We start from the raw sequence: 26,517 nt of genomic DNA, 5'->3' as shown, positions 1-26,517 counted from the left end.
TCAACCGGCGCTCCATCGAGCGTCGTTCTTCTCCCTTCTTCCGACCCGTTCACCGGGTTCATCTCCGCTCGCATAGAGCGACCTCCACGTTACGCGGCCTCCTTCGCCGGCTGAACATCGTTTCAGGAAGCGCATCCAGCAGTAGCCTGCCGTCGCTTTCCATACGGTTTGGTATCCGCATGCCCTGCAGGCGTTGCAGCCGGATCGCGAACCATGTACAGCCAAACGTCCTGATGCTGCCCGCTAGCGCCGGTGCGGCGCAGTATGCCCGATCAGAGAACCGGTAAGGATCCCGGTGGTCCGCCGAGCATCCGCTGGTGTTTCCGGCTATGGCTCAAGGGAGATGAATATGAAGAACCATTCTACGCACGACCACCAGCACGGGCATGAGCACAGCCATGCCGATCGCCATCATGAACACGCCGCATCTTCAGTTGTGGTAGCGGAGCCGCAGCGGGACGCCAACATTGATGGGGACTCTGCCGGAGGCGTGTTTACGTGTCCCATGCATCCGCAAATCCGCCGCGATGCCCCGGGGAATTGCCCCATCTGCGGCATGGCGCTTGAACCGGTTATGCCGGCGCTCGATGAAGGCGAAAGCCCTGAACTCGTGAATTTCAGGCGGCGGTTCTGGGTAACCTTGCCTTTGACGGTCGTCGTGACGGCGCTGGCCATGGGAGTCCATCAGTTCGTACCGGAGGGGCTGCCCTACCAAAACTATATTGAATTGGCGCTCAGTGCGCCGGTTGTGTTGTGGGGAGCCGCGCCGTTCTTCAGGTTAGGTGCGCAGTCCGTGGCCAACCGAAGCCCAAACATGTGGACCCTGATCAGCCTGGGCGTGCTGGCCGCCTTTATCTACAGTGTGGTAGCAACCGTCGCGCCGCAACTCATCCCGGAGCAATTCGGATCGCATGGCCGAGCCAGTGTGTACTACGAGGCCGCGGCCGTGATTGTGTCCCTGACTTTGTTGGGACAGATACTGGAATTGCGTGCACGGTCCCAGACGTCGGCGGCGATCAAGTCGCTGCTGGGCATGGCGCCAAAAACTGCGCGACGGATCGGTTCCGACGGAAACGAGGAGGACGTTCAGATCAGCCACGTGCACGTGGGCGACATGCTGCGAGTACGCCCTGGCGAGAAGGTGCCCGTCGACGGCCAAGTCGTCGAGGGGACAAGTGCGGTCGATGAGTCCATGCTGACAGGCGAGCCGGTTCCCGTAGTGAAACAACCAGGCGACAAGGTCATTGCCGCAACGCTAAACACGAACGGCAGCCTGGTGATTCGCTCCGAGCGCATCGGTGCCCAGACCGTCCTGTCCCAGATCGTGCAGCTTGTTGCCCAGGCACAGCGCTCGCGGGCGCCGCTGCAGCGCCTCGCAGACCAGGTCGCCGGATACTTCGTGACGGTCGTCGTCGTCATTGCCCTCTTGACGCTGGTCGGGTGGGGCGTATGGGGACCAGGGGCTAGCTGGAGCTACGGCTTCGTTAACGCCGTATCCGTGCTGATTATCGCGTGCCCCTGTGCCCTGGGCCTGGCAACGCCCATGTCGATCATGGCCGCGACCGGCCGCGCCGCCACCCAGGGTATCTTGTACCGGGACGCGGCCGCGATTGAGGCGATGCGCAAGGTGAATACTCTAGTCGTCGACAAGACCGGCACGCTCACCGCGGGAAAGCCAGCCTTCGACCGGGTGCTGGCGGCCCCGGACTTCGACCCGGACGAGGTGCTGCGCATTGCGGCCAGCCTGGACCAGGGCAGCGAGCACCCGCTTGCTGACGCGATCGTTACAGAAGCCCGGGGTCGGCAAATGAGCTTGTCGGCATCCGCGCAGTTCGAGTCGTCCACTGGCATCGGTGTCACCGGCATGATCGACAACCGCCGCGTAGCACTGGGGAACACCGCCCTGATGCAGGCCGAAGGTGCCGATGTCCACCCCCTGGCCGCCGAGGCGGACAGCCTGCGCCGGGATGGAGCCAGCGTCATGTATTTAGCGGTCGACCAACGCTTTGCCGGCTTAATTGCAGTGTCGGACCCGATCAAGGCGTCGACGCCGGAAGCCCTGGCAAGCCTGCGCCAGTCCGGCCTGTCCATCGTCATGGCAACCGGCGACGGCGTGGCGACGGCCGCCAGCGTTGCAGCAAAGCTGGGTATTCAAGAATTTCATGGCGAAGTGAAACCGCGGGACAAGCTCGAGCTCGTTGAACGCCTGCAAAGGCAGGGCAAGATCGTCGCGATGGTCGGTGACGGCATCAACGATGCGCCGGCACTGGCCAAGGCCGACGTCGGGATCGCAATGGGAACGGGGACCGACGTCGCGATCCATAGCGCCCATGTGACCCTGGTTAAAGGCGACCTGCGCTCGATCGCGCGAGCACGCGAGTTATCGGTCGCGACCGTGCGCAACATGCGGCAGAACCTGGCTTTCGCATTCGTCTACAACGCGCTTGGCATCCCGTTGGCCGCCGGTCTGCTGTACCCGGTCACGGGTCAATTCCTTTCGCCAATGATCGCGGCCCTGGCCATGAGCCTGAGCTCCGTATCAGTCATTACCAACGCATTGCGCCTGCGCGGCGGCACCAGTGCACAGAGCGTACCAACACCAAGTGCTTAATTAATCGAAGAGGGAGGATTCATGCAACACGATGATAGTGCAGGAAGCGGCGTCAATACCTGGCGCCGCCGCATCCTGCAAGGAGTGGGAGCTGCGGCCGGCGTTGCCGGGCTCAGTCCGGCGCGGCTGTTTGCCGCCGAGACCGATCCTGGGGCCCTAAGGGGAACTGAGTTCGATCTCCAGATCGGAGCGACGCCCGTCAATTTCTCGGGAGCCCAACGGCTGGCAACTGCCGTCAATGGCCGAGTACCGGCGCCCACCCTGTACTGGCGCGAAGGCGACACGGTCACCCTGAGAGTGACTAACCGCCTGCCCGACACGAGCTCGATCCACTGGCACGGCATTCTGGTGCCGGCAGAGATGGATGGGGTTCCCGGAATAAGCTTTTCGGGCATCCATCCGGGGGAGACCTTCGTGTATCGTTTCGAGGTCAAACAGAGCGGGACCTACTGGTACCACAGCCACTCGGGCTTCCAGGAACAGACTGGACTCTACGGCCCGATTGTCATCACACCCAAGGGGGGCGAGCGGGTACCGACCGATCGCGACTACGTCGTCATGCTGTCCGACTGGACCGATTCAGACCCCGAGCGGGTGTTCGCGAACCTGAAAAAGATGAGTGACTTCTTCGCCAGCAACCAGCCGACTTTTGGGGACTTTGTAAGCGATGTCAGGTCGATGGGCCTCGGCCCCGCCGTGGACAAGCGCAAGATGTGGAACCGCATGCGCATGATGCCGACCGACTTCAGCGATGTAACGGCGAGCCGCAATGTCAGCGGAGGCCTGCATTTCCTGATCAACGGGATGCCGGCGACGAAGAACTGGACAGGGCTGTTCCGGCCAGGCGAAAAAGTGCGTCTGCGGTTTATTAACGGCGCGGCGACGACGATATTCGATGTTCGAATTCCGGGCCTGAAGATGACGGTGGTTTCGGCCGACGGCCAGGATGTCGAGCCGGTTCCCGTCGATGAGTTCCGTATTTCCGTTGCTGAAACCTATGACGTGATCGTCGAACCCCAGGACGACAAGGCTTATACGATCTTTGCGCAGTCGATCGGTCGTTCCGGCTTTGTCCGCGCAACCTTGGCCCCCCGGGCCGGCATGCAGGCGCCGGTACCGGAAGTCGATCCGGCCGGATGGCTGACGATGACAGACATGATGGGTTCCATGTCGATGGCCGGGATGGCCGGGATGGCCGACATGCCGGGCATGGACCAAAAAAAGGGTCAAGGAGCGGGCAGCATGCAGGGCATGGACCATAGCAAGATGGAAGGTATGGCGATGCAGGGCATGGACCACAGCAAGATGCAGGGAATGGACCATAGCAAGATGGAGGGCATGAACATGCCAGGCATGGACCACAGCAAGATGGCGGGCATGCAGACGGGTTCGAAGCAGGACATGCCGATGGGCGCTGGCATGCAGCATTCGGGGCAAACGCCGAAGGTCACGCACGCCAAGACGGAGTATGGTCCTGGCGTCGACATGCATGTCGACATGCCCCGTACCAATCTCGACGATCCGGGCATTAACCTTCGAGACAACGGGCGCCGCGTCCTCACCTATGCGGACCTGCGTACGATCGGCGGGCCGATCGATCCACGCGAACCGACACGCGAGATCGAGCTTCACCTGACCGGCAATATGAACCGGTTCATGTGGTCGTTCGATGGACAGAAGTTCTCGGAAGCGACGCCAATTCATTTCCGCGCCGGAGAGCGCCTGCGCATCGTCCTCGTGAATGACACGATGATGACCCACCCTATCCACCTTCACGGGATGTGGAGCGAGCTGGAGTCGCCTGACGGACAGTTTCAGGTACGCAAGCACACGATCAATGTCCAGCCGGCGCAACGCGTCACCTATCGGGTCACCGCCGACGCCCCAGGCCATTGGGCTTACCACTGCCACTTGCTGTACCACATGGAGGCGGGAATGTTCAGGGAGGTGGTCGTATCATGAAGAAGCCAATGATGACAAGGGGAGGGCTTCCGCTGCTCCTTTGCGCGCTCGCCGCCAATCAATACGCGCAGGCGCAGTCGGCCGCACCTCAGGCCGCAAATCCGCCAGGCATCTTGCAGGATGGTCCTCTCCAGGGCATGACCGGTATGGATCATTCGCAGATGGACCATTCGAAGATGAACCAGTCCAAGCCGCGGCAGTCCAAGGCCAGGAAGCCCGCAGCAGGGCAGCCGGCGAAGGACCAGTCGAGCATGGGCCACTCCGGAATGGACCACTCGCAGATGAAGATGCCGGTCCCTGCACAGGCGCCGCCAGCACCGATGTCGCAGCAGCAGAAGCAGACGATGCAGGGCATGGACCACTCGCAGATGAACCACTCGATGCCGCAGCAGCTCGATTCAACCACGCCCACCGGCGAACAGCCGGCGAAGGATCAGTCGGGCATGGATCACTCGCAAATGACGATGCCCCCGTCGGCGCAAACCTCGTCGGGGGCGGCGGCGCAGCAAGCGATGACGCATGGCACTGCGGGCTCGATGGGCTCGATGCAGATGGGCTCGATGCAGATGGGGCCGATGCAGGGAGGTAAAGCGCCTGCCGACGCACGCGACCCGAACGCCTACGGCGAAGGAACGCGTAACGCCAACCTGCCCGGCAACGAGATGATGGACGACATGCCCTTCGGGCGCGTGCTGATCGACAACGCCGAACTGTCGCGCGGGGACGGCGAGCATGGCCAGAATCTCGACGCTGAAGCCTGGTACGGTGGGGACTACAACAAAGTGTGGCTGAAGGCCGAGGGCGAGCGTACGGGTGGCCGGCTCGAGTCCTTGCGCACCGAGGCCCTTTGGGATCACGCCTTTGCCCCCTTCTGGAGCACGCAGCTCGGCGTACGCCACGATACGGGCGGGGGAGAGTCCCGCAACTGGTTTGCTGCCGGCGTGCGCGGCCTGGCACCGTACTGGTTCGACGTGGAGGCAACTGCCTACGCGCGGCCTGGAGGCGAATTTGCTGCCCGGTTCGACGCCCGTTACGAATTGCTGTTCACGCAACGGCTCATCCTCGAGCCTCAGCTCGAGGGCAATTTGTACAGCCGTGCCGATCCAGGTCGCGGAACGGGGACCGGCCTGTCCGACATCGAGTTCGGCCTGCGCCTGCGGTACGAGATCAGGCGCCAGTTCGCGCCCTACGTCGGCGTCACATGGAACCGCAGGGTCGGCAGCACCGCCGACCTGGCAAGAGCACGCGGCGAGGACGCTACGACGTTCCGTGCTGTTGCCGGATTACGCATCTGGTATTGACCGATTTACGAAAGAGATCGAGAGCGACAGGCCAGGGCGCGTCCGGAGGCGCGCCTGTGGTGATGCCGCCGATGTACCTGAAAGGGCATTGTTCATTCAATTCATTTCGACAAAGGAGCAACATCATGCATAACCAACAATTCGAATCCTGTATCGCCGCGTGCAACGACTGTGCCGACGCCTGCGACATGTGTGCGTCGGCCTGCCTGCAGGAGGACGACGTCAAGATGATGGCCCGCTGCATTGCGCTGGACATCGATTGTGCGCAGATCTGCCGGGTCGCTGCTGCGGTCATGGCTCGTGGAGGCCCGGCGGCAAATGTGATTTGCCAGGCCTGCGCCGCGATCTGCGATATGTGCGCGGACGAGTGCGCCAAGCACTCAATGCAGCACTGCCAGGATTGCGCCGCTGCTTGCCGCCGCTGCGCCGAGGAGTGCCGCCGGATGGGTTCGATGGGCGCGAACGCCTGATTCAAGGAACCATTGGCATGGCAACAGGGCCGCGAGGTGCTCTCCGGTAGAGTTACAGCGTGGCCCTGTCCCGGTTAGCTGGGAAGCAATGGGACGGCGGCTTCACGCAGTCGATTCTCAGAGAAGCTGTCTGCTGTTCCCCGCAGCTGCCCGCGCTTTCGAGGACCTCTGTCCTGGTCCTTTTCGAAGCTCCCTGCGCGCGAAGGTGCACGCTGTAATGAGGCTGTCATCCCGATGTAATAATCGAGTCATCCTGCTGCCATGTTTCTCTTGCGTGTGGCCGCTAAAATACGCCTGGCCTAAATAGTGTTACGGGGTGAACATGCGTCTATTAGTTGTCGAGGATGAGCCTAAAGCAGGTGATTATCTTCAGAAGGGATTGAGCGAATCGGGCTTCGTTGTCGACCTGGTCCGGAGCGGAACAGAAGGACTCGCTGCGGCCACTGCCATGCATTACGATCTGATTGTGCTGGACGTCATGCTCCCTGGACTTGACGGATGGCAGGTCGTTAGTGCGCTGAGGAAGAGCGTCGATACGCCGGTTCTGTTCCTGACCGCACGGGACGCGCTCGCTGATCGTATCAAGGGGCTCGAGCTGGGCGCGGACGACTATCTCGTCAAACCGTTTGCTTTTGCTGAACTACTCATCCGGATCAAGACGCTGCTGCGGCGTGGGCCCATACGTGAACTCGAAGTCCTACAGATTGCCGACCTCGAGATCGATGTACCGAAACATCGCGTAATCCGGATGGGAAACCGAATCGATCTCACCGCAAAGGAGTTCGCCTTGCTGCACCTGCTGGCCCAGCGCGCGGGACAGGTGCTGTCGCGTTCGGCCATCGCTTCGCAGGTTTGGGACATGAACTTCGACAGTGAAACCAACGTCGTCGACGTCGCGATCCGGCGGCTTCGCGCAAAAATCGACGACCCGTATAGCGCGAAGCTCATCCATACGGTGCGCAGCATGGGCTATGTACTGGAAGACCGGGGATGAGTGTCTGGAAGCGTTCCCTTACGATGCAACTCGGGGCGCTGTTCGCGGCGATTGCTGTCGTGGTATTCGCTGCCGTCGGTATTGTCCTGTACCAGGCGCTGGCGCGCCAGCTGCAAGAGCGTGACGATGCCGACCTGGTTGACAGGATTTCGTTGATACGCCACCTGCTCGACGAAACCGCGACGGTGACTGACGTGGGCAAGACTCCCCACCAGTTCCTGGACGCTGTCGACATCCATGGGGGCTACCTTCTTGTGATCGAAACGATCGATGGGCAGCCTCTGCTGCGCAATGTCGGGCAGAGGAACTTTACGGTCCCGGCTAAAGCCGTCGCTACAACGCGTGCGCCGGCTGCAAATGATGTGATTGGCGAAAACGAGGTCGGAGGCGGAGGGCTGAGGATATTGACGGCGCTGGGCGAGGCTGCTGACGGGAGTGTGGTGCGCATCGTTCTGGCCAGGACGCCTTATGACCGCTCCGCGCTGCTCGCAGCATATCGCCTGAAAGTGATGGCCGCGGTGATCGGGGGAGCCATTCTTACCGCGTTGATGGGTTTTCTGCTGGTAAAGCGCGGTCTGCGGCAGGTATGGCGACTGGCTGACCAGGCCAGAAACGTGACGGCGAATAACCTCGCCGTGAGGCTCGACGCGGCGAGCGCCCCAAATGAGTTGCTCGTGCTGGCTGATGCCTTTAACGCCGTTCTTGACCGTCTCCAAAAAAGCTTCGAACACCTGTCGCAGTTTTCTGCCGATCTGGCACACGACATGCGCACACCGCTCAACAACCTGATGGTGCAAACGCAGGTTGCACTGTCCCAGCCGCGGTCGAACGAGGAATACCAGAACCTGCTGTCATCGAATCATGAAGAGTTCGAGCGCCTGGCGCGCATGGTGGAGAGCATGCTCTTCCTGGCGCGGGCGGACCACGAAGAAATATCGCTGAGCACCGATCTGCTCGATGCGAACAAGGCGCTCGAGCAGATCGCGGAGTATTTCGAGGCCCCAGCGGCGGAAGCGGGGATCGGTATCGAAGTCCGAGCGAGCGGCACCGTCCTTGCAGACCTGCACCTGCTGCGGCGCGCGGTGAACAATCTTGTCGCTAATGCGGTCCGGTACACGCCCAAAGGCGGCACGATCCGGCTCGAAGCCTCCGCAGCGGACGGCGGGATACGCATAGCGGTCATTAATCCCGGCGTCGGCATCAGCGCCGCCGACCTGCCACGGCTGTTCGACCGGTTTTACCGGGCTGACAGTTCGCGCTCGAGTGCAGCCAGGTCGGCAGGCCTGGGACTGGCGATCGTTCGGTCCATCATGACGCTCCACCGGGGCCGGGTCAGTGCAAGCAGCGAGCAAGGGTTGACCCGTTTCGAACTGTTTTTCCCTGATCGCCGGACGGAAACTTAAATTGCCCTGCACACGCTGATGTTTCGACCCGATAGCTCAAGTTCGATGCTGCTATACGTCGCGGATATCGGCTCGTGCATAGAGTCCTGCCGGGCTGATCCTGACTCGTTATTAGACAAGTACCACACTTTGGTATTCCGGCAGCTACCGATACGGCGCCAATGCCATTGCCCCCTTGACCACTCCATCCGGTTGGCCCTCGTTGTAATGCGAATGTAATGTTTGGGTAATTTACCCGTATGACGGGCTCCCTATAATAGCTTCATGAAAATTTATATGCCTGCAGCAAGGCATGTAGCGAAGGAGCGATGGGGTGCCACGTCCGCACCCCATCCGGTAGACCATCAACCAAGGAGTAACAAGATGAAAGCATTCCAATCGATCATGATTGCATCGGCATTCGCGGCATCAGTACTTGCAAGCCCGTTTGCGTCGGCCCACGCCAGCTTGAAGGCCTCGGATCCTCTCGCAGGCAGCACTGTCGCGACCGCACCGAAACAGATCTCGCTGACCTTCAACGAGAAAATCGAGCAGGCCTTCAGCACTGTCAGCCTCAACGACAGTACGGGCAAAGCCGTGACCACCGCCAAGGCCACGGTGGATGCCGATAATCCGGCCGTCCTGCGTCTTGAGACCCCGACGCTGGCTGCCGGCGCCTACACCGTCAAGTGGGCAGTAGCGGGCCACGATGGGCATCGTCGCACCGGCCAGTTCTCGTTCACGGTGAAGTAATTGGATCGCGTTGCGCTGCTGCAGGTGACCTCAGCCTGGCTGGTCGACTTCGGCTTTGCCTGGCTGGTCGGTTCCTGGTTTGGGCGCCGCTGGCTTCAAGCCGCGAACGTACCCCCGGCGAGCTACCAGGAGGTCTTGCGTCAGCTCGACCTTGCGGCAGCGGGATTGGTAGTGGCATCGAGCGCGGCTGCATTCTGGGCTGCTACCGCCGTCATGGGCGGATTCCAGCTGGCTGAAGCAGGTCCAATGCTCTGGACAATGCTTGCCACGACCTCGCTCGGGCACGCCGGGGCTGTTGGCCTGGCGGCGATCGCGCTACTGCTTCTGTGTCGGCTCATCGATCGTTCCGGTCGCGCTGCGGATGGGGCAGTCTTGTTGCTGCTTGGCGTGTTCACTGTTACCCGGGCCTCGATGGGGCATGCGGGCGAGGAGGGGTTCTTGAGCATGCCGCTTGCCGCTGAAAGCATCCATCTGTTTGCGATCGCGCTCTGGGTCGGCATGGTGATGGTGTCGGGGTGGGTTGTCCTGGACCGCGTGAAGGTGGACAGAGCAAAGATGTCTGCCTATCTCGACGCAATGTCCAACGCGGCCATGGTCGCGGTGACGGCCATTGTCGCTACGGGTCTATACAGTGCCTGGCACCGTGTCGGGACTGCCGAGCACTTGGTCGGCACCGACTACGGCATTACGCTGTTGGTGAAAGTAATCTTGGTAGTGTTCGCTATCGCGCTGGGCGGCTATAACAAGTTCTTTGGTCTGCCGGCCGCCACCAACTCGGCTGAGGGCCAGCGCACCGTACGCTTCGTGTTGCGTCTGGAAGCCGTGGCGGTTCTCGGCGCGCTCGCCGCCGCCGCGTACCTCGTCTCGCAGCAGCCTCCAAGCGCGATGTGATTGTCGTGTGCCGACAGACGCTCGACCTGCCGATTACAGTCCGAATCACTTCAGTTGCAAAATTCGCCGGCCACGTCCGCAGTCAAGCGGCGTGGCCGTTTTTTTAGCCATCCAATCTGGGGGTGCACAGCTGGGGATACTGAACCGGCGGAGTGCTTGTTTTCTGTTCGTCTGTACCAAGGGGCAGTCACGTCGCGCTCTGTGCCACCACGCTTGGAAAATTAACAATGGGAATTGGCCATATCCTTCGTGACGTAATTTGAATGTAATGTCCGAGTAATTGAGCCGTTCCCTTTGCTACCTATAATTATTTCGTGGGCACGCTGTATTTAATCAGGAAACTCTAAGGAAACAAAAATGTTTTACTCTACAAAACGACTCGTAGCTTTTTTCTCCGCTGTAGCTCTTGCACCGGCCGTTTATGCACATGACGGCCCGCACGAGGAGATGAGCAAGCTCGGAATGACGGCGCCTATTGCCGCCGCAACACGCACGGTCACGATTGCTCCGCAGACACGGTATGTAAATGTGAATCAGGGGGACATCGTCAAGTTTGAAGTCGACGGGAAAGCCTTTGCATGGCAGTTCGACACGGAACGTCCCCAAGGTTGGCTTGATCTATCGCTGTTCGCTCCGAAAGGGACAAATACACATGCAGTACAAGTGTTTGTCGGGCCGAATCCGCTTTATCAGAACTGATACACACAAGGCCAACGCCGGGAACCCGGGCGTCCCACCCGTGCACCCGGCAGTTGGAAAACCACTTATCACTAATTAATTTTGTTTCTCCAAATCACGGATGTATTCCTTCATTTCTCCAATTTCTTTTTTCTGAGCGGCGATGATCCCATCAGCGAGTTTGCGAACTCGCGGGTCAGTAATGTTCGCGCGCTCGCTGGTCAGGATGGCAATCGAGTGGTGGGGGATCATGGCGCGCATATAGGCTCGATCGTCCACCGTCGCTTGGCTGCGGACTAACCACAGTGATATAAGAAATACCGCGACGCTTGCCACAAGGATTCCAATGTTGGTCCCTTTGTTCGGATACATCTTCCACATGAACGCGAGCATCACAATCGCCATCGTGGCACCCATGATGAGTGCCATGAAAGCCCTTGTTTCGCTGAAAAAAATGTGATCAACTGCATAGGTATTCAGATACATCAGTCCGAACATGATGGCAGTTCCAACAACGATCATTTTTGCGAATGTCGTGTACTTCATTGCTGCCATTGCGTGGTCTTGATGATGCGCGTGTGATTCTTTCATGTCTTTCTCCTTTTTGAGTTTATCGATCTGAGCGGCGCCGGATGACATCGTCGGCGTCATCACAGCCCGTATTTCGAAGCGAGTCTTCGGGAGTAATACTCCTCAAACTTCGTTTTCGTGGCCGGCACGGGAGCCGCATTCGCACAGCAACCGACTTATTCGTTGCCAGCCAATCCAGGCGACATTGAACACGAGCGGAAGCACAATCGGCCGCGTCTTGCATTAGCATTAATGGCGGAGAACAGTGAGCAGTTGGCACAGCCAGCTCACGGTTAGCCGACGGATGGGATGGGTGACTTACACGCGCGGCGGCCGCTCGATACGGGACGGAATCCAACCCGTAAACGAAGAGATCGTGGGAACGGTATCGTTCACAAAATGGGCACTCAGGGAAAAGGGAATTGCGAACGGTGGGGGTGCTGACACGCCTGTGCAACAGGAACTGCAGATTCGGCAGGACGAGTGCTTCTGATGCGCCCCATGTTCACAAGGCATATTCTGGTGAGTGACAGGGGAGCTGGCAAGCTCCGCCACATGGAGGGTCATCATCTCGGACTCATCGCCGTGAGCTATCGTTCCCGGATATGGAATGACGGTAACTCCGTGCTCCATCGTGCATGCCGATATAACCGAGGCAGCGATGCCTTGCACGGGCAGAGACGCGATCAGTATCCAAAACATGAGGAGTCGAACAAATGGGCGCATGCTAGATAATTTAGCACATGCAAAATTGATGGTTCGCACGATACTGCTGCGTCAACAACCGAGTCGAGGTCGCATTCTTGGCCTATGGGAAGCTGGCCCGCAAGTTGAATCAAGTGTTACGGACCGTGCCAGCTTCCAGATTCCTTCATTACGAAACGCACCGGTGAAACTCACCTATCGTGCGCTTGCGCACGGAAAGAATGAAGGAGGCGCCGTCAAAATAGTATCGTCAAGCCTTGCACAAAATTCAGAAGACGCATCTCGTGCCGTCCATGAGCTCGATGACGGCGCCAAGGATCGCAGATGCGAATGCGCCTCGCTGCCGACGCCCGATGGCCATCACCTTAACGCCTGGTCCCCGAGAATGCTCCCCCGTGATGAAGTAAATGGAAACAGAAAGAGCGAATGAAACCGATCACCAAACACATCCTGGGGACGACCGCAGTCCTACTTGCAGGCGGCGCTCTGATTTTTGCCCTGTTCGCGCATTTTGGCGTGTACAACTTCGGCGCCGACGCGCAACATTCCGCACCAGTCTATTCGTTGCTCGACTATATGCGCGAACGCTCGATCGAGGTACGCGCGCAAAGTATCAAAGTACCTGTCCTTCAGGACCCTGGCCGGACAGTCAAGGGCGCGGGAAACTATAACGCCATGTGTGCGCAATGCCATTTGGCCCCGGGTATGGCAGAGACCGAGCTGAGCAGGGGTCTATATCCGGCCCCCCCAAACCTTTCGAAAGCCCGCGTTGAACCAGGACACGCGTTTTGGGCGGTCAAGCATGGGATAAAAACATCCGGTATGCCGGCTTGGGGCAAAAGCATGAACGACGAAGAAATCTGGAATATGGTCGGGTTCCTGCAGCAACTGCCGGATCTCGATGCCCAAGGGTATCGCGCTATGGTTGCCAAGAGCTCTGGACATTCCCATGCCGGTGCAGGCGCGGGTCATGACGAAGGCAGATCGGGCGAAGACGCGCACGCTGGAGAGGGGCATGCCGAAGGGGAGGGCGAACATCCAGGCGGCATGCCAGACATGGACCATGCGACGTCCCCCAAGCCAGCGCCCGAAGCTGAGCACGCACACTGAGCCACGTCCCGAAGTACGGGACGTGTACGGAACAAGCCAGACTGACTGCAACGGATCGACTTAGCTCGTCAGCGGGGTCGAAATTGCCAACACGCCTTTCGCGCCGTGGCCGAAACGCGCTATCGCGTCGCGATGCTTGGCCAGCTCTCCATAACTGATGTAGCGCACGTCGAGTCCGCTGACCCGGGAAAAGGCCGGACGAGCGAACTGGTTGCGGACATCCTGCTCGCGTGCGTCCGGGGCAATCAGGAAGAACGTCGATCCGTCGTGTTCCGGAACCCCAAGGGCGAGATCGAGCATCCGGACGATGCCGGAGTAAATGCTTGTACTGTGCTCGACTTCAAACGCCATCGCGATCTTTCCGCTTCCCGGATCCAACCAGAGAACGTCAATGAGTGCGATCGTGTCGCATGCCGGGCTCGAGCGAATGAACTGAGGAAGCTCAGTGAGACAATGGTCGCCGAGCTTGCCACCGGCGTATTCCCGCCCCTTGTCGTTATTTGCGATCCAGACCCGGTATCCGAGAGACGCGCCAAGATCTCGCAGCCATCCTTGGACCTGCGTATGACTCTGGTCGTTTTCCAACGCCGCCAGCCTTGCCTTCGTCGCAGCGGCGCTGTCCTGATGCACCTTTGCCAGGTCTGCTTTCCAGTCTACCGAGAGAGAGCTGCCGGCCTCCAGTGCGTAGCGCCCCGTCCCGATATCGAACAGCAAGCCTGCGACTGCGCCCAGGTCATTGGACAGCAGCTTGCGATGCGTCTCGTTGAATTCGATAACGCGCCGGCGCATCGCCAGATATTCACTCCAACGACCGAGTTTCACATTCGCACCAAACAATGCGTTGAAACCCTTGACGATCGCGGTATTGTTGGGAGGGACAATGGTGGGATGCAGGAAGTACAGCAGGTTGGCACACGCAGGACCCAGCCCTTTGATCTGCACACTGTCCAGAAGTTGAACAGCCTTGACGACGTCGTCTTCACGCTCGCAACACAAACAGGTGTCGAGAAATCGCCCGAAAGCGAGCTGATTGTTCCGGCTCTCGTAAATGTCGGGGATCCGTAGTTTTGGTTTCCACAGGAACGCATGATCGGCTCCTTTGAATATCTGGCGCTGTTCAGCAATCGAATGGACGACGGTTTCGAGCGATGAGCCCCGGTAGGCTACGCCAAAGGTATTCTCGCGTATTTCCTTTACAACGACCTGGAGGCCCCTCCGAATCGATCGGAAGTTCTTCAGGCGTTCGTCCCACATGAACCAGGTCTGGTAGGAACCGCCATTGTCTGCCCGCCATTGCTCGATTAACCGCTGCTGTTGGTGTACGGTTGGGGCACCTGTGTCGAGACTCAAAAATGACTCCGGTCGTTCGGTAAATAAAATACATTGTAACGCCGAGCAATGGAAAATGGGGCCGTCAGAGCCTGGACGGTATGGCGCACCGCTCGATTGCCATGAAAATGACATTCACCATTTGTGCGAAAAGCTGGGTAGTCCGCATGCCGCAGGAGCTTCGCTCTCTTGAACGTCCACTTTTTAAGCCAGGGCTGTGCCTTCTCCGCACCTCACTTGCGTTTCTTCCTGCGCCCCGAAGCGGTCCGGATTTCGCGCTGTGCTGGTTGCGAGGACTTGGCTGCTTTCAATATCCTGCGTCTGGTACGCCTTGTATAGACACTGTACACGACGAAACCAGTTACAACGATGGCCAAAATGCCGGCTGCCATGGCAAGCAGCTCCATAACGGAATCCGGAACAATAAGCGTTTCCACTGTTTACCTCTAATATGTTGTGGCGCGAACAGCTATTTTTGCACGCGCATTTCAACTGCGATATCCGTTGCAACGGTTAGCACCTTCTGTCGCCGGGGTAGCAGTAAGTGTTTCGCTGCGGTGGACTGAAAAACGGCCAGGCGTTCAACCCTGCGGGCCCTCACCAAATGTCGAGGAAATGCAAGCGTTCGCCGAACAGCACGCCAACTTCCAATGGCACCTGCTCTTGGTCCGAGGAACCAGCGCAACCTGGCATGTGCAGCGGGCTCGTACATGAAGCAGTGCGGAAAGGGCTGCTGCGCACCTAACCGGATATCGGTGCACTCGAGTTCTACGTGTGCGGTCCGCCGGGGATGCTGTCGGCTACCCGGACGATGCTGCATTCTCTCGGGGTGGACGACGCCAATGTAGCGTACGACGACTTCAAGATATAGGTGCGTCAGTGCCCGGGGCGCTCCCGATCGGTCCCGAGGGGCACGATCGGGGCATGGCCCGCTTTACTTTGCTTTTCGGGAGGACCAGTGCACATGGACGATCGACCATGCGCCGTCCTTTTTCTGTAGAACGGCCGTTTCAGTCCCGAGCATGCGGATAGCCGTACCGCGCAGGTTGCCAGTCGTCTCGGTTTCTTGCCACACGATCGCTGTGTTGCCGTCGACGCGCTCGCTTTGCTTGAGTACCTTGCGCGTCGAGTTCTTCGCAAACTCCATGTCGCCCCCGAGGTGGTGGCCCGCGTACTCCTCGCGGGAGCGTTCTACATGACCGGCCTCGTAGATGGCGATGTCGGCTGCCAGCAGGCCGGTAGCCCGGGCCTTGTCTCCTGCGACGAGGGCATCATGGAAGGCCGCAAGCGCCTCGGTGGGCGAGGCGGCAAGGGTGCCTGCCGATGCACCCGTCATCGCGGCGGCCAGAAAGAGTCCTGTTGTCGTTTTTTTAATCATTTTCGTTCCTTGTAGTGAGGAGACGGCTCGACGCCGTTGGCGTCGAAACCGGACCGGGGGGGTTGCGGCCACCCGCACCGCAACCAGCCTGAAGCCTCCGTCCGCAGGCACGCGTGCGGAATGCTCCGCACTTCCGCCTGCTCGGCCGTTGGCCCTGCCTCGTCGATTACTGCGCTTTCTGCAGCTGGACAATCGTGAACGCCCCATTGACGCGCTCAGCTGCGAAGGTGACCTTGTCGCCGGCCTTTACCTGGTCCAGCATCGCCGCGTCCTTCGTGCGAAATGCCATGGTCATACCCGGCATGTTCAGGTTCGTGATGTCACCGTGACGAAGCGTGATTTTTCCCGCCTCCTTGTCGACCTTTTTCACTTCAGCGTCCACCAGCGTCGGCGCTGCCGCCTGCTGGCCGGCATGGGCCTCGTGGCCGCCGTGCGCGTGTTCCTGCGCGGAGGCGGCTGCTGCGCCAGCTGCCATGACGAGAGCGATTGCGAGTTTGGAAATTGCGTTCATGTCGATTCCTTTCGTGGTTGGGTTTGGTCAGTTGTAATGCTTGTATACAGACGTACGGCCGCCGGCCTGCACCAGCAGAACGTCGTACGGATCCTTGCGCGAACCTTCCATGCCGGGCGAGCCAAGCGGCATCGCGGGTACCGCCAATCCTTTGGCTTTTGGTTTTTCCGCGAGCAGCCGTTTGATCTCGGACGCCGGCACATGGCCTTCGATGGCATAGCCGCCCACCATTCCGGTATGGCAGGAACCAAGCGCGTCCGGAATGCCGCCGCGCTCGCGGTAGTCCGAAGGATTCGCAACGTTGGCCACACGGGTCTTGATGCCGTTCGCTTCGAGGTGCTTGACCCATTCCTCGCAGCAGCCGCAGTACTCGCTCTTGTAGACGTCGATGACAGGGGCCGCCGCCATGGCGGCCGCCGGGATGCACAAGGCCGCAGCCAGTGCGGCGCGGTTAAGGATTCGTCGAATCATCGGATTGCTCCTTTTCGTGATGTGATCAGTGGTGTCCCTGGTGGCCGGCCGGCTTGCGCACGGTCACCTCGACCTCCGGCCCCTTGCCCGCGGCGGGCATTGCCTGGCCGCCGGCCGAGCCGCTACGCACTACGGCCGGTGCCTCGCCTTTCCATTCGTAGGCCACGGTGCCTGCCGGATGCTTGTACCAGCCGGGGTCCTTGTAATCGCCCGGCTTCTGGTCCTTGCGAACCTTGAGCACTGTGAACATGCCGCCCATCTCGACACCGCCGAAAGGCCCTTGGCCAGTCATCATCGGCAGTGTGTTGTCCGGAATCGGCATTTCCATTTCGCCCATCGATCCCCCCTTGTCGCCCATGACCATGTAGTCCGGCACGAGCTTCGAAATCTTTTCCGCGACGCCGCGATGGTCCACACCGATCATGTTCGGCACGCTGTGTCCCATCGCGTTCATCGTGTGGTGCGACTTGTGGCAGTGGAAGGCCCAGTCCCCCAAGTCGGTTGCGACGAATTCGATCGCGCGCATCTGCCCGACCGCGATATCGGTGGTGACCTCGGGCCAGCGCGACTCCGGCCGGGTCCAGCCGCCATCGGTGCCCGTCACCTCGAACTCGTGGCCGTGCAGGTGGATCGGGTGGTTCGTCATCGTCAGATTGCCTGCGCGGATGCGCACGCGATCTCCCTGGCGCACGTTCATCGTGTCGACGCCGGGAAAGGCGCGACTGTTGATCGTCCATAGGTTGAAGTCCGTCATCTCATTGACCCGCGGCGTGTAGCTGCCCGGCTCGATGTCATACGCGTTAAGCAGGAAGACGAAGTCGCGGTCGACCGCATGCTGGCGCGGATCCTTGGGGTGTGTGACCCAGAACCCCATCATTCCCATTGCCATCTGCACCATTTCATCGGCGTGCGGGTGGTACATGAAGGTGCCGGGCCGGCGGGCGACGAACTCATAAACGAAGGTTTTACCTGGCTGAATGCCTGGCTGATTCAACCCGGTGACACCGTCCATGCCGTTTGGCAGCCGCTGTCCGTGCCAGTGGATGCTGGTGTGCTCGGGCAGGCGGTTGGTCACGAAAATACGTACCCGGTCGCCCTCGACCACTTCGATGGTCGGACCCGGGCTCTGGCCGTTGTAGCCCCACAGGTTCGCTTTCATGCCGGGGGCAATTTCGCGCACCACCGGCTCGGCGATGAGGTGGAACTCCTTGACACCGTTATTCATACGCCAGGGCAGGGTCCAGCCGTTCAGGGTGACGACCGGGTTGTAGGGGCGTCCGTTTGGCGGCACCAGCGGCGGCTGGGTCGCCGCACTGCTCATGCTTGGCGCTTCCGGCAGCGTGGCGGCGCCGGCGCGGGTTACGAGGCCGGCACCAACCAGTGCTGCGGCGCCGCTGAAGAAATCTCGACGAGAACTCATTTGCTAATCCTTGTTTAATGTTCGGGTGCGGCTTCGGCGGCGCTCGATGCGCCGAGCGATACCGACGCCCCGCCGCTGCCGTTGATGGCTGCTTGCAGGTCGGTCTCGGCAAGCCAATAATCGCGCTGGGCCTGGATCGCTGCATTCACGCCCGTGACCTGGGTACGGGCATCGGCCAGCAGCTCGAACACGCTCGCGAGCATGCCGTTGTAGCGAAGCAGGGTCTCCTCCGAGATTTTTTTCTGCAGGGGGACGACCTCGTCGCGGTACTGCTTGCTCAGGTCATAGGTGGTCCGGTAGGCCGAATAGGCTTCCCGCACCTGCGAGCGTGCCACCGTTGCGGTATGCGCTGTGCGGTGTACGGCCTGCATGTACAGCGATTGCGCCTTGGCGACACGTGCGCCGCCCCAGTCGAAGATCGGCAGCACGAGCTCGACCTCATAGCCGTTCTCGCGCGGGGAACCCGATTTGCTGGTGTTGGCATAACCGGCGTCGAGCACGTTGATAAAGCCCGTTGCTTTCGTCAGACCGAGCGCGCGGGCAGTCGATTCGGTGTCGAGTCTGGACAGGCGCACGTCGAGGCGTTGCTCCATGGCCAGCGATTCGATATTGGCGGCTTCGCGGGGAGCCGCAGGCAGATCCGGCAGGCGCTCGGGTAACTGGAATGCCGTATGCTCGCCCCATACCCCCATGAGGCGGGCAAGCTGTTCGCGCGCGGCGGTCGCATTGTGCCGCGCCCGTGCAAGTTGAGCCGTCGCCTCGGCCGAGAAGGCCTGTTCGCGTGCCTGGTCCAGCGCACTCAGGTTGCCAACCCTGGCCATGCGCTGGGCCAGTTCGGCGCTTGCCTGCGCAGCCTCGCGTACCTGGTCGGCATAGCGTGCCGACTGGCTTGCCGCGACTGCCGTGAACCAGGCCTTGCGCGTGTCCGCGGCCAGGTTAACGGCATCAAGGGCGGCGACCAGCTTGGCACCTTCGAAGCGGCGGGCCTCTATATCGCGGCGGATCGGGATGGTCACCAGGCCGACGAGATCGAACATCACACTGCGTTCGATCTCGGTTTCCCCGCCACCCGACATGCGACTGAAGCTGAAACTCGGATTGCTCATCCGGCCAGCCTGGACCAGATCGGCCTCGGCCACACCCAGTCCGGCGAGCGACGCGCGCAGGCCGCGGTTGTTAAGCAGCGCGATGCGCACCGCATCGTCTGCAGAAAGAGGAGACTTCATGAGCCGGGCGAGTTCTTCTCGCGCCGGATCGGCGTTCCCGGTGGCTTTCGGCAAGCGCACATCTTGCCCCGTGCGTTCCTTGGTAAGGGCGGATACTGAATCGAGGCCGCCGTCCTGCGAGAACGTTGCGCAACCGCTCAAGACCAGTACCAGGGCGCTCGCAGCGATGGCGCGGAGTGGGGGAAGAGAGGACTGTTTTGTCATTATTGTCGCCTTCGCTTAATGGTGTTTGCTGTGATCGACAGGCGCTGGCTGGGGGGGCGGGCCATCCGGCGAGCCGGCGTGCACAGGCGCAGTTGCGGCGCCTTTGTCCCCGGACTGTTCTGCCTGCGGCGCGCCATGTCCGGCATGCCCGGACGGAGCCGCCAGGGCGTCGTTCGCCGCACGCCATGCCTTGTCAGGCGTTGGTTGTGCGTCCTGGGTCGGCTGCGCCGGGCGGGCGATTGCCGACTCGTACGCGATCGCTGGCGCGGCCGCATGCGGATCGGAAGGGTCAGGCGCAGGGAGGGATTGCTGGGCCAGCGCACCAAGGGGCGCAGCCAGCAGGACGCCAAAAGCGGCGGCCAAAAGTTTCTGATTCATTGTCAGTCCTCAAAATCGGCAACTGGGGCGTGCGTGTGCACGCGTGTACGCGCAAGATGCATGACCGGCGCCAATGGGATGGCGCGGCCAGCTCTTGTTTCGATTAAGCGGATTGACGCCGGGGAGGGCGTTGAGGACCGTCCGGGATAAATCCCGGGACCATCGCCATTGGCGACGCGAGGAAGACATCGGAGCCGTCGAAGCCAGGGACGGCGAGGAGGGCCGACGGCGGCGCTACCGCGCCGGCACAGAGCGCAGAGCATGCGCTGCAGGATGAATGAGCCTGCTTCTCGAACTTCGCAGGCTGAGCGTGCGTATCCGATCCGCTGTCGCCACTCGCATGGGCGCCGTGATGGGCGTGCATCTCAATGCCTGCGCCAGGGTGGGCAGCATCGATGCGCTCGACCTTATGGCTGACCTGGCTGGAATCCGGCGCGCATGACATCCCGACGCTGGCAGCAACTGCATGCAGCGGGAGTATGGCCATCAGGAGCCAAATCAGGAATGTCTTGAGCGAGCGGTTCATGGATGTGCCGAGTATAGCACGGCTGTTTTTGCCCGGAAACGGCTTAAGCCTGGCTAAAGTTTTCTGCTGATATTGAACTGAAGACATCGCTCCTGCGAACGGATCCCCATCATTGTTCGTCAACGCACGGTGTGACTTGCAGCATCTACCCACAATGAACGGATACCAGTTTCAAATGCCGGTATGGAAGAGTCATCATTCTTAAGGAGAACTATATGAAACAGTCTAAGTTGAGCACTTCCCTGTTCTCGGGCGTCTTCGCCGTCCTTATCGGGGTGTCGGGTAGCGCGCTTGCGCAAACGGGAGAGCATGCGCAGCATGGCACCGCGACCTCGGGAGCGGCTGCCGGGGCCCAGCAACACGAAATGGCCGGTCACGAAATGATGCAGACGATGCAGGAGATGCATCAGAAAATGTCGGCGATGCAAATGACGGGCGACCCTGACCACAACTTCGCAATGATGATGCGCGCGCACCACCAGGCCGGCGTCGACATGGCAAACGCCGAGATCAAGAACGGCAAGGACAAGCAAATGCTGCAGGCAGCAAAGAAGGTCGTTGCCGACCAAACCAAGGAAATCAAGAAGCTTGATCAGTGGATGGAAAAGCATAAAGCGTCGGGCAAGTAAGCGCAGGCACGCGGCCTGTCAGTCGACGGGCCGCCGCTAGCGCGGAGGCATCAGCGATCAATCGGTGCACCTTTGACATGCCGCTACGACCGGTATAAGGCCGGGCGTCCTGAGAAGCGGAACCCGGGATCGGCACAGAGACTGCAAGCGTGCGCTACGTCATCTCCAGTTTCGTAGTGTTCCGCCGCACAGGCAGCATGAACGCCGTATGCATCTCGAACATACACCTTGAGCTCGTCCAAATTGTCCGCACCTGGATGTGGAGGGCTGTTGTCGTCTTCCGGGTCCAAACCTTCCCGCCAGCACGGCAGAACACCATTCATAAAACGCCAAAGAATGTACTTGACCTTCCAACCATGGGAAGGATTAAAGTGGACCTGCAGTTAACCAATGGAGGTATCAAATGTACGAATTGCAAGTTGAAGGCATGACCTGTGGCGGTTGCGCCAATAGCGTCAAGAAGTCGGTGCAAGCAGTCGACAGCGCTGCAAAGGTGGAAGTTGACCTGGGCAGCAAAAAGGTCCGGATCGACACCACGCTCGGTATCGATCAGGTCAAGGCGGCCGTGGTGCAGGCGGGGTATCCCGTGACTGCGAGCACAACCGCATAACGCAAGAAGGGAGATAGCGATTCCGGCACGCCCAGTCCGTGCCGGATCCTGCTCCAAGGACCAATTTCGGCAGATCGTGGCGCAGCCATATGCCGTTATTGTTCTATGCACGGCACCTGCGCCTAGCGAGTCCGGAGCAGGCTTGCCTGCATTGGTTCAGCTGGGAGACCGCGCCGCTACCGGCAGCACGAGACACTGCGTTCGTCCGGCCATATAGCCTAGTGTACTGACACTGGATCAGCCCCGAAGCCACACTCAAAAAATCTTACGGAGTCTACTTGACCTTCCCATGATGGTAAGGGGCATCGTGTCTTCATGTTGAGGAAAAGGTAGAGGACCACACATGGACATTTCGAACAAAACGGTGCTTGGCACGAACATATCACCCATCAGTTTGCCAATCGAGGGGATGACGTGCGCATCCTGTGTTGGCCGCGTCGAGGCAGCCCTCCGAAAGGTGCACGGTGTCGGCAGCGTCGCCGTTAACCTCGCTACCGAACGGGCGGAGGTACGGCCGAGCGGACACGGTTCAGTCGACCGTGCTGCTCTTGTGCAGGCAATCGAAAAGGCCGGATACGATGTTCCTGCGCAGACAATCGAGCTGTCCGTCGAGGGTATGACTTGCGCATCGTGCGTGGGGCGAGTCGAGCGTGCACTGCAGGCTGTGCCAGGCGTCAGCCAGGCCACGGTCAATCTGGCCACCGAGCGTGCCACGGTGCGCGGCGTCGCGGCGACCGAAGCGCTGCTGGCCGCAATCGGCAAGGCTGGCTATGAAGCCAGGAACCTCGATTCCGGTACCGTTTCCGGCGATGACAACGCCGAAGCGAGGAAAGATGCTGAACGAGTGGCGCTCAAGCGCGACCTGCTGATCGCCTCCGCCCTGGCACTGCCGGTCTTCATCCTTGAGATGGGCTCGCACTTGCTACCGTCCATGCACCACTGGGTGATGGAGAACGTCGGACAAGGATTGAGCTGGCAACTGCAGTTCGTGCTGACGACGCTGGTATTGCTCGTGCCCGGCCGCCGCTTCTATGCCAAGGGGCTCCCCGCACTGCTGCGGCTGGCACCAGACATGAATTCGCTCGTGGCGGTCGGCACACTGGCCGCGTATGCGTATTCGGTTGTCGCCACTTTCATGCCACACCTGCTGCCGGCAGGTACGGTGAACGTGTATTACGAAGCGGCGGCCGTGATCGTGGCACTCATCCTGCTGGGAAGATTCCTGGAGGCGCAGGCAAAGGGGCGCACTTCGCAGGCCATCCAGAGGTTGGTTGGCTTGCAGGCAAAAGTGGCCCACGTCGTACGCGGCGGCCGCGCCACCGACATACCTGTCGCGGAAGTTGTCGTCGGCGATGTGCTCGAGGTACGCCCGGGAGAACGGATTCCGGTCGATGGCGAAGTCGTCGAGGGCGTCAGCTATGTCGACGAATCCATGATCACAGGCGAACCGGTCCCGGTAAAGAAAGCGCGCGGCGATGGGGTCGTGGGTGGCACCGTCAACCAGAAGGGCGCCCTGTCCCTGCGCGCCACCGCAGTCGGTGGACAAACTGTACTCGCTCAAATCATTCGCCTGGTGGAACAGGCGCAGGCCTCGAAGTTGCCAATCCAGGCGGTCGTCGACAAGGTAACCATGTGGTTCGTGCCGGCAGTGATGGCTGCCGCCTTGACCACCTTCCTGGTCTGGCTAGCGTTCGGCCCATCTCCAGCGCTGAGCTTCGCCCTGGTGAACGCCGTGGCGGTCCTGATTATTGCCTGCCCTTGCGCGATGGGATTGGCAACGCCGACCTCGATCATGGTCGGTACCGGGCGCGGGGCAGAGCTGGGCGTCCTGTTTCGAAAGGGAGAGGCATTGCAGATTCTGAAAGACGCCAGGGTAGTGGCGCTGGACAAGACCGGGACGTTGACCGAAGGGCGGCCGGCCCTGACGGATCTGGAGGTTGGCGCCGGCTTTGAGCGCACTCATGTGCTGGCACGCATCGCCGCGGTCGAGTCGCGCTCGGAACATCCGATTGCCCGTGCAATCGTCGAGGCGACTGAGAAAGAGGGGATCGACATCCCGGCCATTACGCAGTTCGAATCCATCACAGGCATGGGAGTGCGGGCGCTGGTGGATGGCATTCGCGTAGAAGTGGGTGCCGACCGCTACATGCGCTTGCTTGGCCTGGACGTGGAAAGCATCGAGCAAACGGCCCAGAGGCTGGGGGCGGAAGGAAAGTCACCACTGTATGCTGCAATCGATGGTCGCCTGGCCGCGATTGTCGCCGTGGCCGATCCAATCAAGCCGGGCACCCCCATCGCCATCGCTGCCTTGCACCAATTGGGCCTGAAGGTCGCCATGGTCACCGGAGATAACAGGCGCACCGCCAACGCAATCGCGGCGCGCCTGGGCATTGACGAGGTTGTCGCAGAAGTGCTGCCTGCCGGGAAGGTCGAGGCGATTCAGAGACTCAGGGACGCATATGGTCCCGTCGCGTTCGTAGGTGATGGCATCAACGATGCACCGGCTCTGGCCGAAGCCGACGTCGGCCTGGCAATTGGAACCGGTACCGATGTCGCGGTAGAAGCAGCGGACGTAGTACTCATGTCAGGCAGTCTGCAGGGCGTCCCCAATGCGATCGCCCTGTCAAAAGCAACGATCGGCAACATCCGCCAAAACCTGTTCTGGGCCTTTGCCTACAACACCGCCCTTGTCCCGGTTGCGGCAGGTATCCTGTACCCGGCATACGGCGTACTCCTGTCACCCGTGTTTGCCGCCGGCGCGATGGCCTTGTCCAGCGTATTCGTTCTCGGTAACGCGTTGCGGCTGCGCGGCTTCAAGCCGCCATTACACGAATGAATGAAATGGGAGAAATACATGAATATCGGTGAGGCATCGAACGCATCCAGGGTTTCAGCCAAGATGATCCGCTACTACGAAGAGATCAAACTGATTCCGCATCCGGCACGCACCGACTCTGGCTACCGGGCTTATACCTCGGTCGACGTGCATCGCCTGCGTTTTATTCGGCGTGCACGGGACCTCGGCTTCCCGGTAACGGAAATCGTGGAACTGCTCAGCTTGTGGGACGACCGATCGCGCAAAAGCGCTGACGTCAAGCGCCTTGCGCAAGGACATATCGCTGACCTTGAAGAGCGGATCAGAAATTTACGTCTGATGGCCGATACCTTGCAGACCCTGAGCGACTGTTGCGCAGGCGACGAGCGGCCGGATTGTCCGATCCTCGCCACCTTGGGGGACAGGGCCGAAGAGCAGGGGCCTGCGGCAAGCCTCGCGCGGACGCCCGCTGGGAAGGACCTGGTTCAGACACAAGGGCGCCGGAATTGCTGCCCCGGCCGCACCCACGGCAGGGAAAGGAATAAAAAAAGCGAGGCAGAATCGCCTCGCTCAACCCTTTAGTTACAGGCTTCCCGGAGAATCAATGGCTGTCCCAGTACTGGCGGCGGTGGTCGCAGCTCGGGCAGCTGGCCACCGCCTCGTTGGTCCAGAACACGTGGGTAAGCGTGACGGAGCCGTCGTCATTGTGGCGCTGATACGTGGAGGCGCGGCCGTTGGCGGACTGCTTCATCAATGCACCCCAGCTGTTCGGATCGTCGCTGATGTCAACGTTAGCGCCGCCTTTCGCCGCCGGACCGACCGTCCCTGGTGTCGCGGCGACCGTGCTGGTCGAGTCGAGGTGCGAGTAAATGCTGTTCAGCAAGGAAAAGTCGTGCGCGTTAGGCTTCGTGCTCACGGTGCTGGTGGCATACGCTCCGGTATTGGAGAAATAGTCCATGCACGAGTTCTGCGAACTGCCGTCCTCCGACTGGTGCCCCAGGCCAAAGGTGTGGGCCACCTCCTGACACATCACGTGCTCGCGTTCGTTGACGTTGTTGTACGTGGCCGCGTTGAAGTACGTATCGTTCATCTTGGCCGTGCCTTGCGTGATGTGGTCGCCGTTGATGTTGATCGACGCCAGGCCAAGCCAGCCGTTGTTCCCGTAGCTGGCATTGCAGACCTGGGTGGTGCCGGGCACCATTTTGCAGGTTCTGGCTGAAGTGCCGCCGGCTACGATGGCAGTGAGGACTGGAGTGTTGCCCGCATTCCAGTCGTTGGACGACTGATTCAGGCGCGCCGTCCAGGCGGACGTCGTCAGGTTATTACCGAGCTTCAGGGTGAACTGAGGCGTTGAGCGTGCCCAGTGGTAGCTGCCCCATGCATGGTTAGCGAGGGCGACATGACTCGCCGATACGCCTGCAGCGCCGATAGCAATTGCGAGTGCCAGGCGCTTGAATATCTTTTTCCGCATTACAATTTCCTCTCATTTTTATGGACGAATTGAAAATACATACATCAAGATACTGCTCAGGCAGAATATCCATCTAGAAGCAGATATTCAAACGGCACTTGAGATATTTGTTTTTTTGCCAC

23 protein-coding genes are annotated in these 26,517 nt (G+C 60.3%); 14 read left to right on the top strand and 9 right to left on the bottom strand.

Annotated elements, in window-relative coordinates:
* The first annotated feature begins 343 nt into the window (after positions 1-343).
* The 9 genes from IFT60_RS17245 (at position 344) to IFT60_RS17205 (ending at position 11,063) form a co-directional block, all read left to right on the top strand.
* Positions 344-2,611, top strand: coding sequence for a copper-transporting P-type ATPase (locus IFT60_RS17245; RefSeq protein ID WP_374001143.1), 2,268 nt, complete (start codon positions 344-346; stop codon positions 2,609-2,611).
* A gap of 21 nt (positions 2,612-2,632) precedes the next feature.
* The gene (locus IFT60_RS17240) at positions 2,633-4,573 is read left to right on the top strand and encodes a copper resistance system multicopper oxidase (protein ID WP_192053758.1); all 1,941 of its coding nucleotides are present in this window, start codon (positions 2,633-2,635) and stop codon (positions 4,571-4,573) included.
* Positions 4,570-5,874 (top strand): copper resistance protein B, encoded by a 1,305-nt coding sequence (locus IFT60_RS26620; RefSeq protein ID WP_229510952.1) that lies wholly within the window; start codon positions 4,570-4,572, stop codon positions 5,872-5,874. The genes IFT60_RS17240 and IFT60_RS26620 overlap by 4 nt, the downstream gene beginning before the upstream one ends.
* Positions 5,875-5,999: 125 nt before the next feature.
* The gene (locus tag IFT60_RS17230) at positions 6,000-6,344 is read left to right on the top strand and encodes a four-helix bundle copper-binding protein (protein ID WP_192053756.1); all 345 of its coding nucleotides are present in this window, start codon (positions 6,000-6,002) and stop codon (positions 6,342-6,344) included.
* 322 nt (positions 6,345-6,666) lie between these two features.
* Positions 6,667-7,338, top strand: a complete 672-nt coding sequence (locus tag IFT60_RS17225; protein WP_192053754.1) for a heavy metal response regulator transcription factor — start codon at positions 6,667-6,669, stop codon at positions 7,336-7,338.
* A complete protein-coding gene (locus IFT60_RS17220) occupies positions 7,335-8,741 on the top strand; it encodes a heavy metal sensor histidine kinase (RefSeq protein WP_192053752.1) in 1,407 nt (468 codons plus the stop codon). The genes IFT60_RS17225 and IFT60_RS17220 overlap by 4 nt, the downstream gene beginning before the upstream one ends.
* A gap of 363 nt (positions 8,742-9,104) precedes the next feature.
* Positions 9,105-9,473, top strand: a complete 369-nt coding sequence (gene copC / locus IFT60_RS17215) for a copper homeostasis periplasmic binding protein CopC (RefSeq protein WP_192053750.1) — start codon at positions 9,105-9,107, stop codon at positions 9,471-9,473.
* Entirely contained in the window at positions 9,474-10,364 is an 891-nt protein-coding gene (locus IFT60_RS17210) for a CopD family protein (protein WP_192053748.1), read from the top strand.
* Between the two features lie 357 nt (positions 10,365-10,721).
* Positions 10,722-11,063 carry a CzcE family metal-binding protein gene (locus IFT60_RS17205; RefSeq protein ID WP_192053746.1) on the top strand — a complete coding sequence of 114 codons (342 nt, stop codon included), beginning with the start codon at positions 10,722-10,724 and terminating at the stop codon, positions 11,061-11,063.
* Positions 11,064-11,138: 75 nt separating this feature from the next.
* Here IFT60_RS17205 and IFT60_RS17200 read toward each other — a convergent pair whose 3' ends face one another.
* Complete coding sequence (locus IFT60_RS17200) at positions 11,139-11,633, bottom strand: DUF305 domain-containing protein (RefSeq protein WP_229510951.1); 495 nt, start codon at positions 11,631-11,633, stop codon at positions 11,139-11,141.
* A gap of 1,110 nt (positions 11,634-12,743) precedes the next feature.
* On the opposite strand from IFT60_RS17200, the gene IFT60_RS17195 reads away from it, so the two are divergent.
* The gene (locus IFT60_RS17195; protein ID WP_192053744.1) at positions 12,744-13,427 is read left to right on the top strand and encodes a c-type cytochrome; all 684 of its coding nucleotides are present in this window, start codon (positions 12,744-12,746) and stop codon (positions 13,425-13,427) included.
* Between the two features lie 60 nt (positions 13,428-13,487).
* On the opposite strand, the gene IFT60_RS17190 is transcribed toward IFT60_RS17195, so the two are convergent.
* From IFT60_RS17190 to IFT60_RS17160, 7 genes are all read right to left on the bottom strand, one after another.
* Positions 13,488-14,777, bottom strand: coding sequence for a type II restriction enzyme NmeDI-related protein (locus IFT60_RS17190; RefSeq protein ID WP_192053741.1), 1,290 nt, complete (start codon positions 14,775-14,777; stop codon positions 13,488-13,490).
* 913 nt (positions 14,778-15,690) lie between these two features.
* Positions 15,691-16,134, bottom strand: a complete 444-nt coding sequence (locus IFT60_RS17185) for a YybH family protein (protein WP_192053739.1) — start codon at positions 16,132-16,134, stop codon at positions 15,691-15,693.
* Between the two features lie 166 nt (positions 16,135-16,300).
* Complete coding sequence (locus IFT60_RS17180) at positions 16,301-16,645, bottom strand: copper-binding protein (protein ID WP_192053737.1); 345 nt, start codon at positions 16,643-16,645, stop codon at positions 16,301-16,303.
* Between the two features lie 27 nt (positions 16,646-16,672).
* Positions 16,673-17,116, bottom strand: a complete 444-nt coding sequence (locus IFT60_RS17175; RefSeq protein WP_192053735.1) for a DUF411 domain-containing protein — start codon at positions 17,114-17,116, stop codon at positions 16,673-16,675.
* A gap of 25 nt (positions 17,117-17,141) precedes the next feature.
* Positions 17,142-18,536, bottom strand: a complete 1,395-nt coding sequence (locus tag IFT60_RS17170) for a multicopper oxidase family protein (protein WP_192053734.1) — start codon at positions 18,534-18,536, stop codon at positions 17,142-17,144.
* A gap of 14 nt (positions 18,537-18,550) precedes the next feature.
* Positions 18,551-19,966, bottom strand: a complete 1,416-nt coding sequence (locus IFT60_RS17165) for a TolC family protein (RefSeq protein ID WP_192053732.1) — start codon at positions 19,964-19,966, stop codon at positions 18,551-18,553.
* Positions 19,967-20,447: 481 nt separating this feature from the next.
* Positions 20,448-20,957: a hypothetical protein gene (locus tag IFT60_RS17160; RefSeq protein ID WP_192053730.1), complete on the bottom strand. Its 510-nt coding sequence runs from the start codon at positions 20,955-20,957 to the stop codon at positions 20,448-20,450.
* A 143-nt stretch (positions 20,958-21,100) separates the two neighbouring features.
* On the opposite strand from IFT60_RS17160, the gene IFT60_RS17155 reads away from it, so the two are divergent.
* The 4 genes from IFT60_RS17155 to cueR all read left to right on the top strand — a co-directional run bounded on the left by IFT60_RS17155 (position 21,101) and on the right by cueR (position 25,506).
* Positions 21,101-21,499, top strand: coding sequence for a DUF305 domain-containing protein (locus IFT60_RS17155; RefSeq protein WP_192053728.1), 399 nt, complete (start codon positions 21,101-21,103; stop codon positions 21,497-21,499).
* Positions 21,500-21,902: 403 nt separating this feature from the next.
* Entirely contained in the window at positions 21,903-22,109 is a 207-nt protein-coding gene (locus IFT60_RS17150) for a heavy-metal-associated domain-containing protein (RefSeq protein WP_136222681.1), read from the top strand.
* Positions 22,110-22,452: 343 nt separating this feature from the next.
* A complete protein-coding gene (locus IFT60_RS17145) occupies positions 22,453-24,945 on the top strand; it encodes a heavy metal translocating P-type ATPase (protein WP_192053726.1) in 2,493 nt (830 codons plus the stop codon).
* Positions 24,946-25,506 (top strand): Cu(I)-responsive transcriptional regulator, encoded by a 561-nt coding sequence (gene cueR, locus IFT60_RS17140; protein ID WP_524537868.1) that lies wholly within the window; start codon positions 24,946-24,948, stop codon positions 25,504-25,506.
* 19 nt (positions 25,507-25,525) lie between these two features.
* Here the strand turns inward: cueR and IFT60_RS17135 are convergent, their stop codons facing one another.
* Positions 25,526-26,395, bottom strand: a complete 870-nt coding sequence (locus tag IFT60_RS17135) for a hypothetical protein (RefSeq protein ID WP_192053724.1) — start codon at positions 26,393-26,395, stop codon at positions 25,526-25,528.
* Between the last annotated feature and the right edge of the window lie 122 nt (positions 26,396-26,517).

Source organism: Massilia sp. CFBP 13721 (genome assembly GCF_014842025.1).
In the GTDB taxonomy this organism is placed as follows: domain Bacteria; phylum Pseudomonadota; class Gammaproteobacteria; order Burkholderiales; family Burkholderiaceae_D; genus Telluria.
The sequence above is the reverse complement of the archived record's forward strand: the minus strand, read 5'-3'. Positions and strand labels throughout refer to the sequence as shown.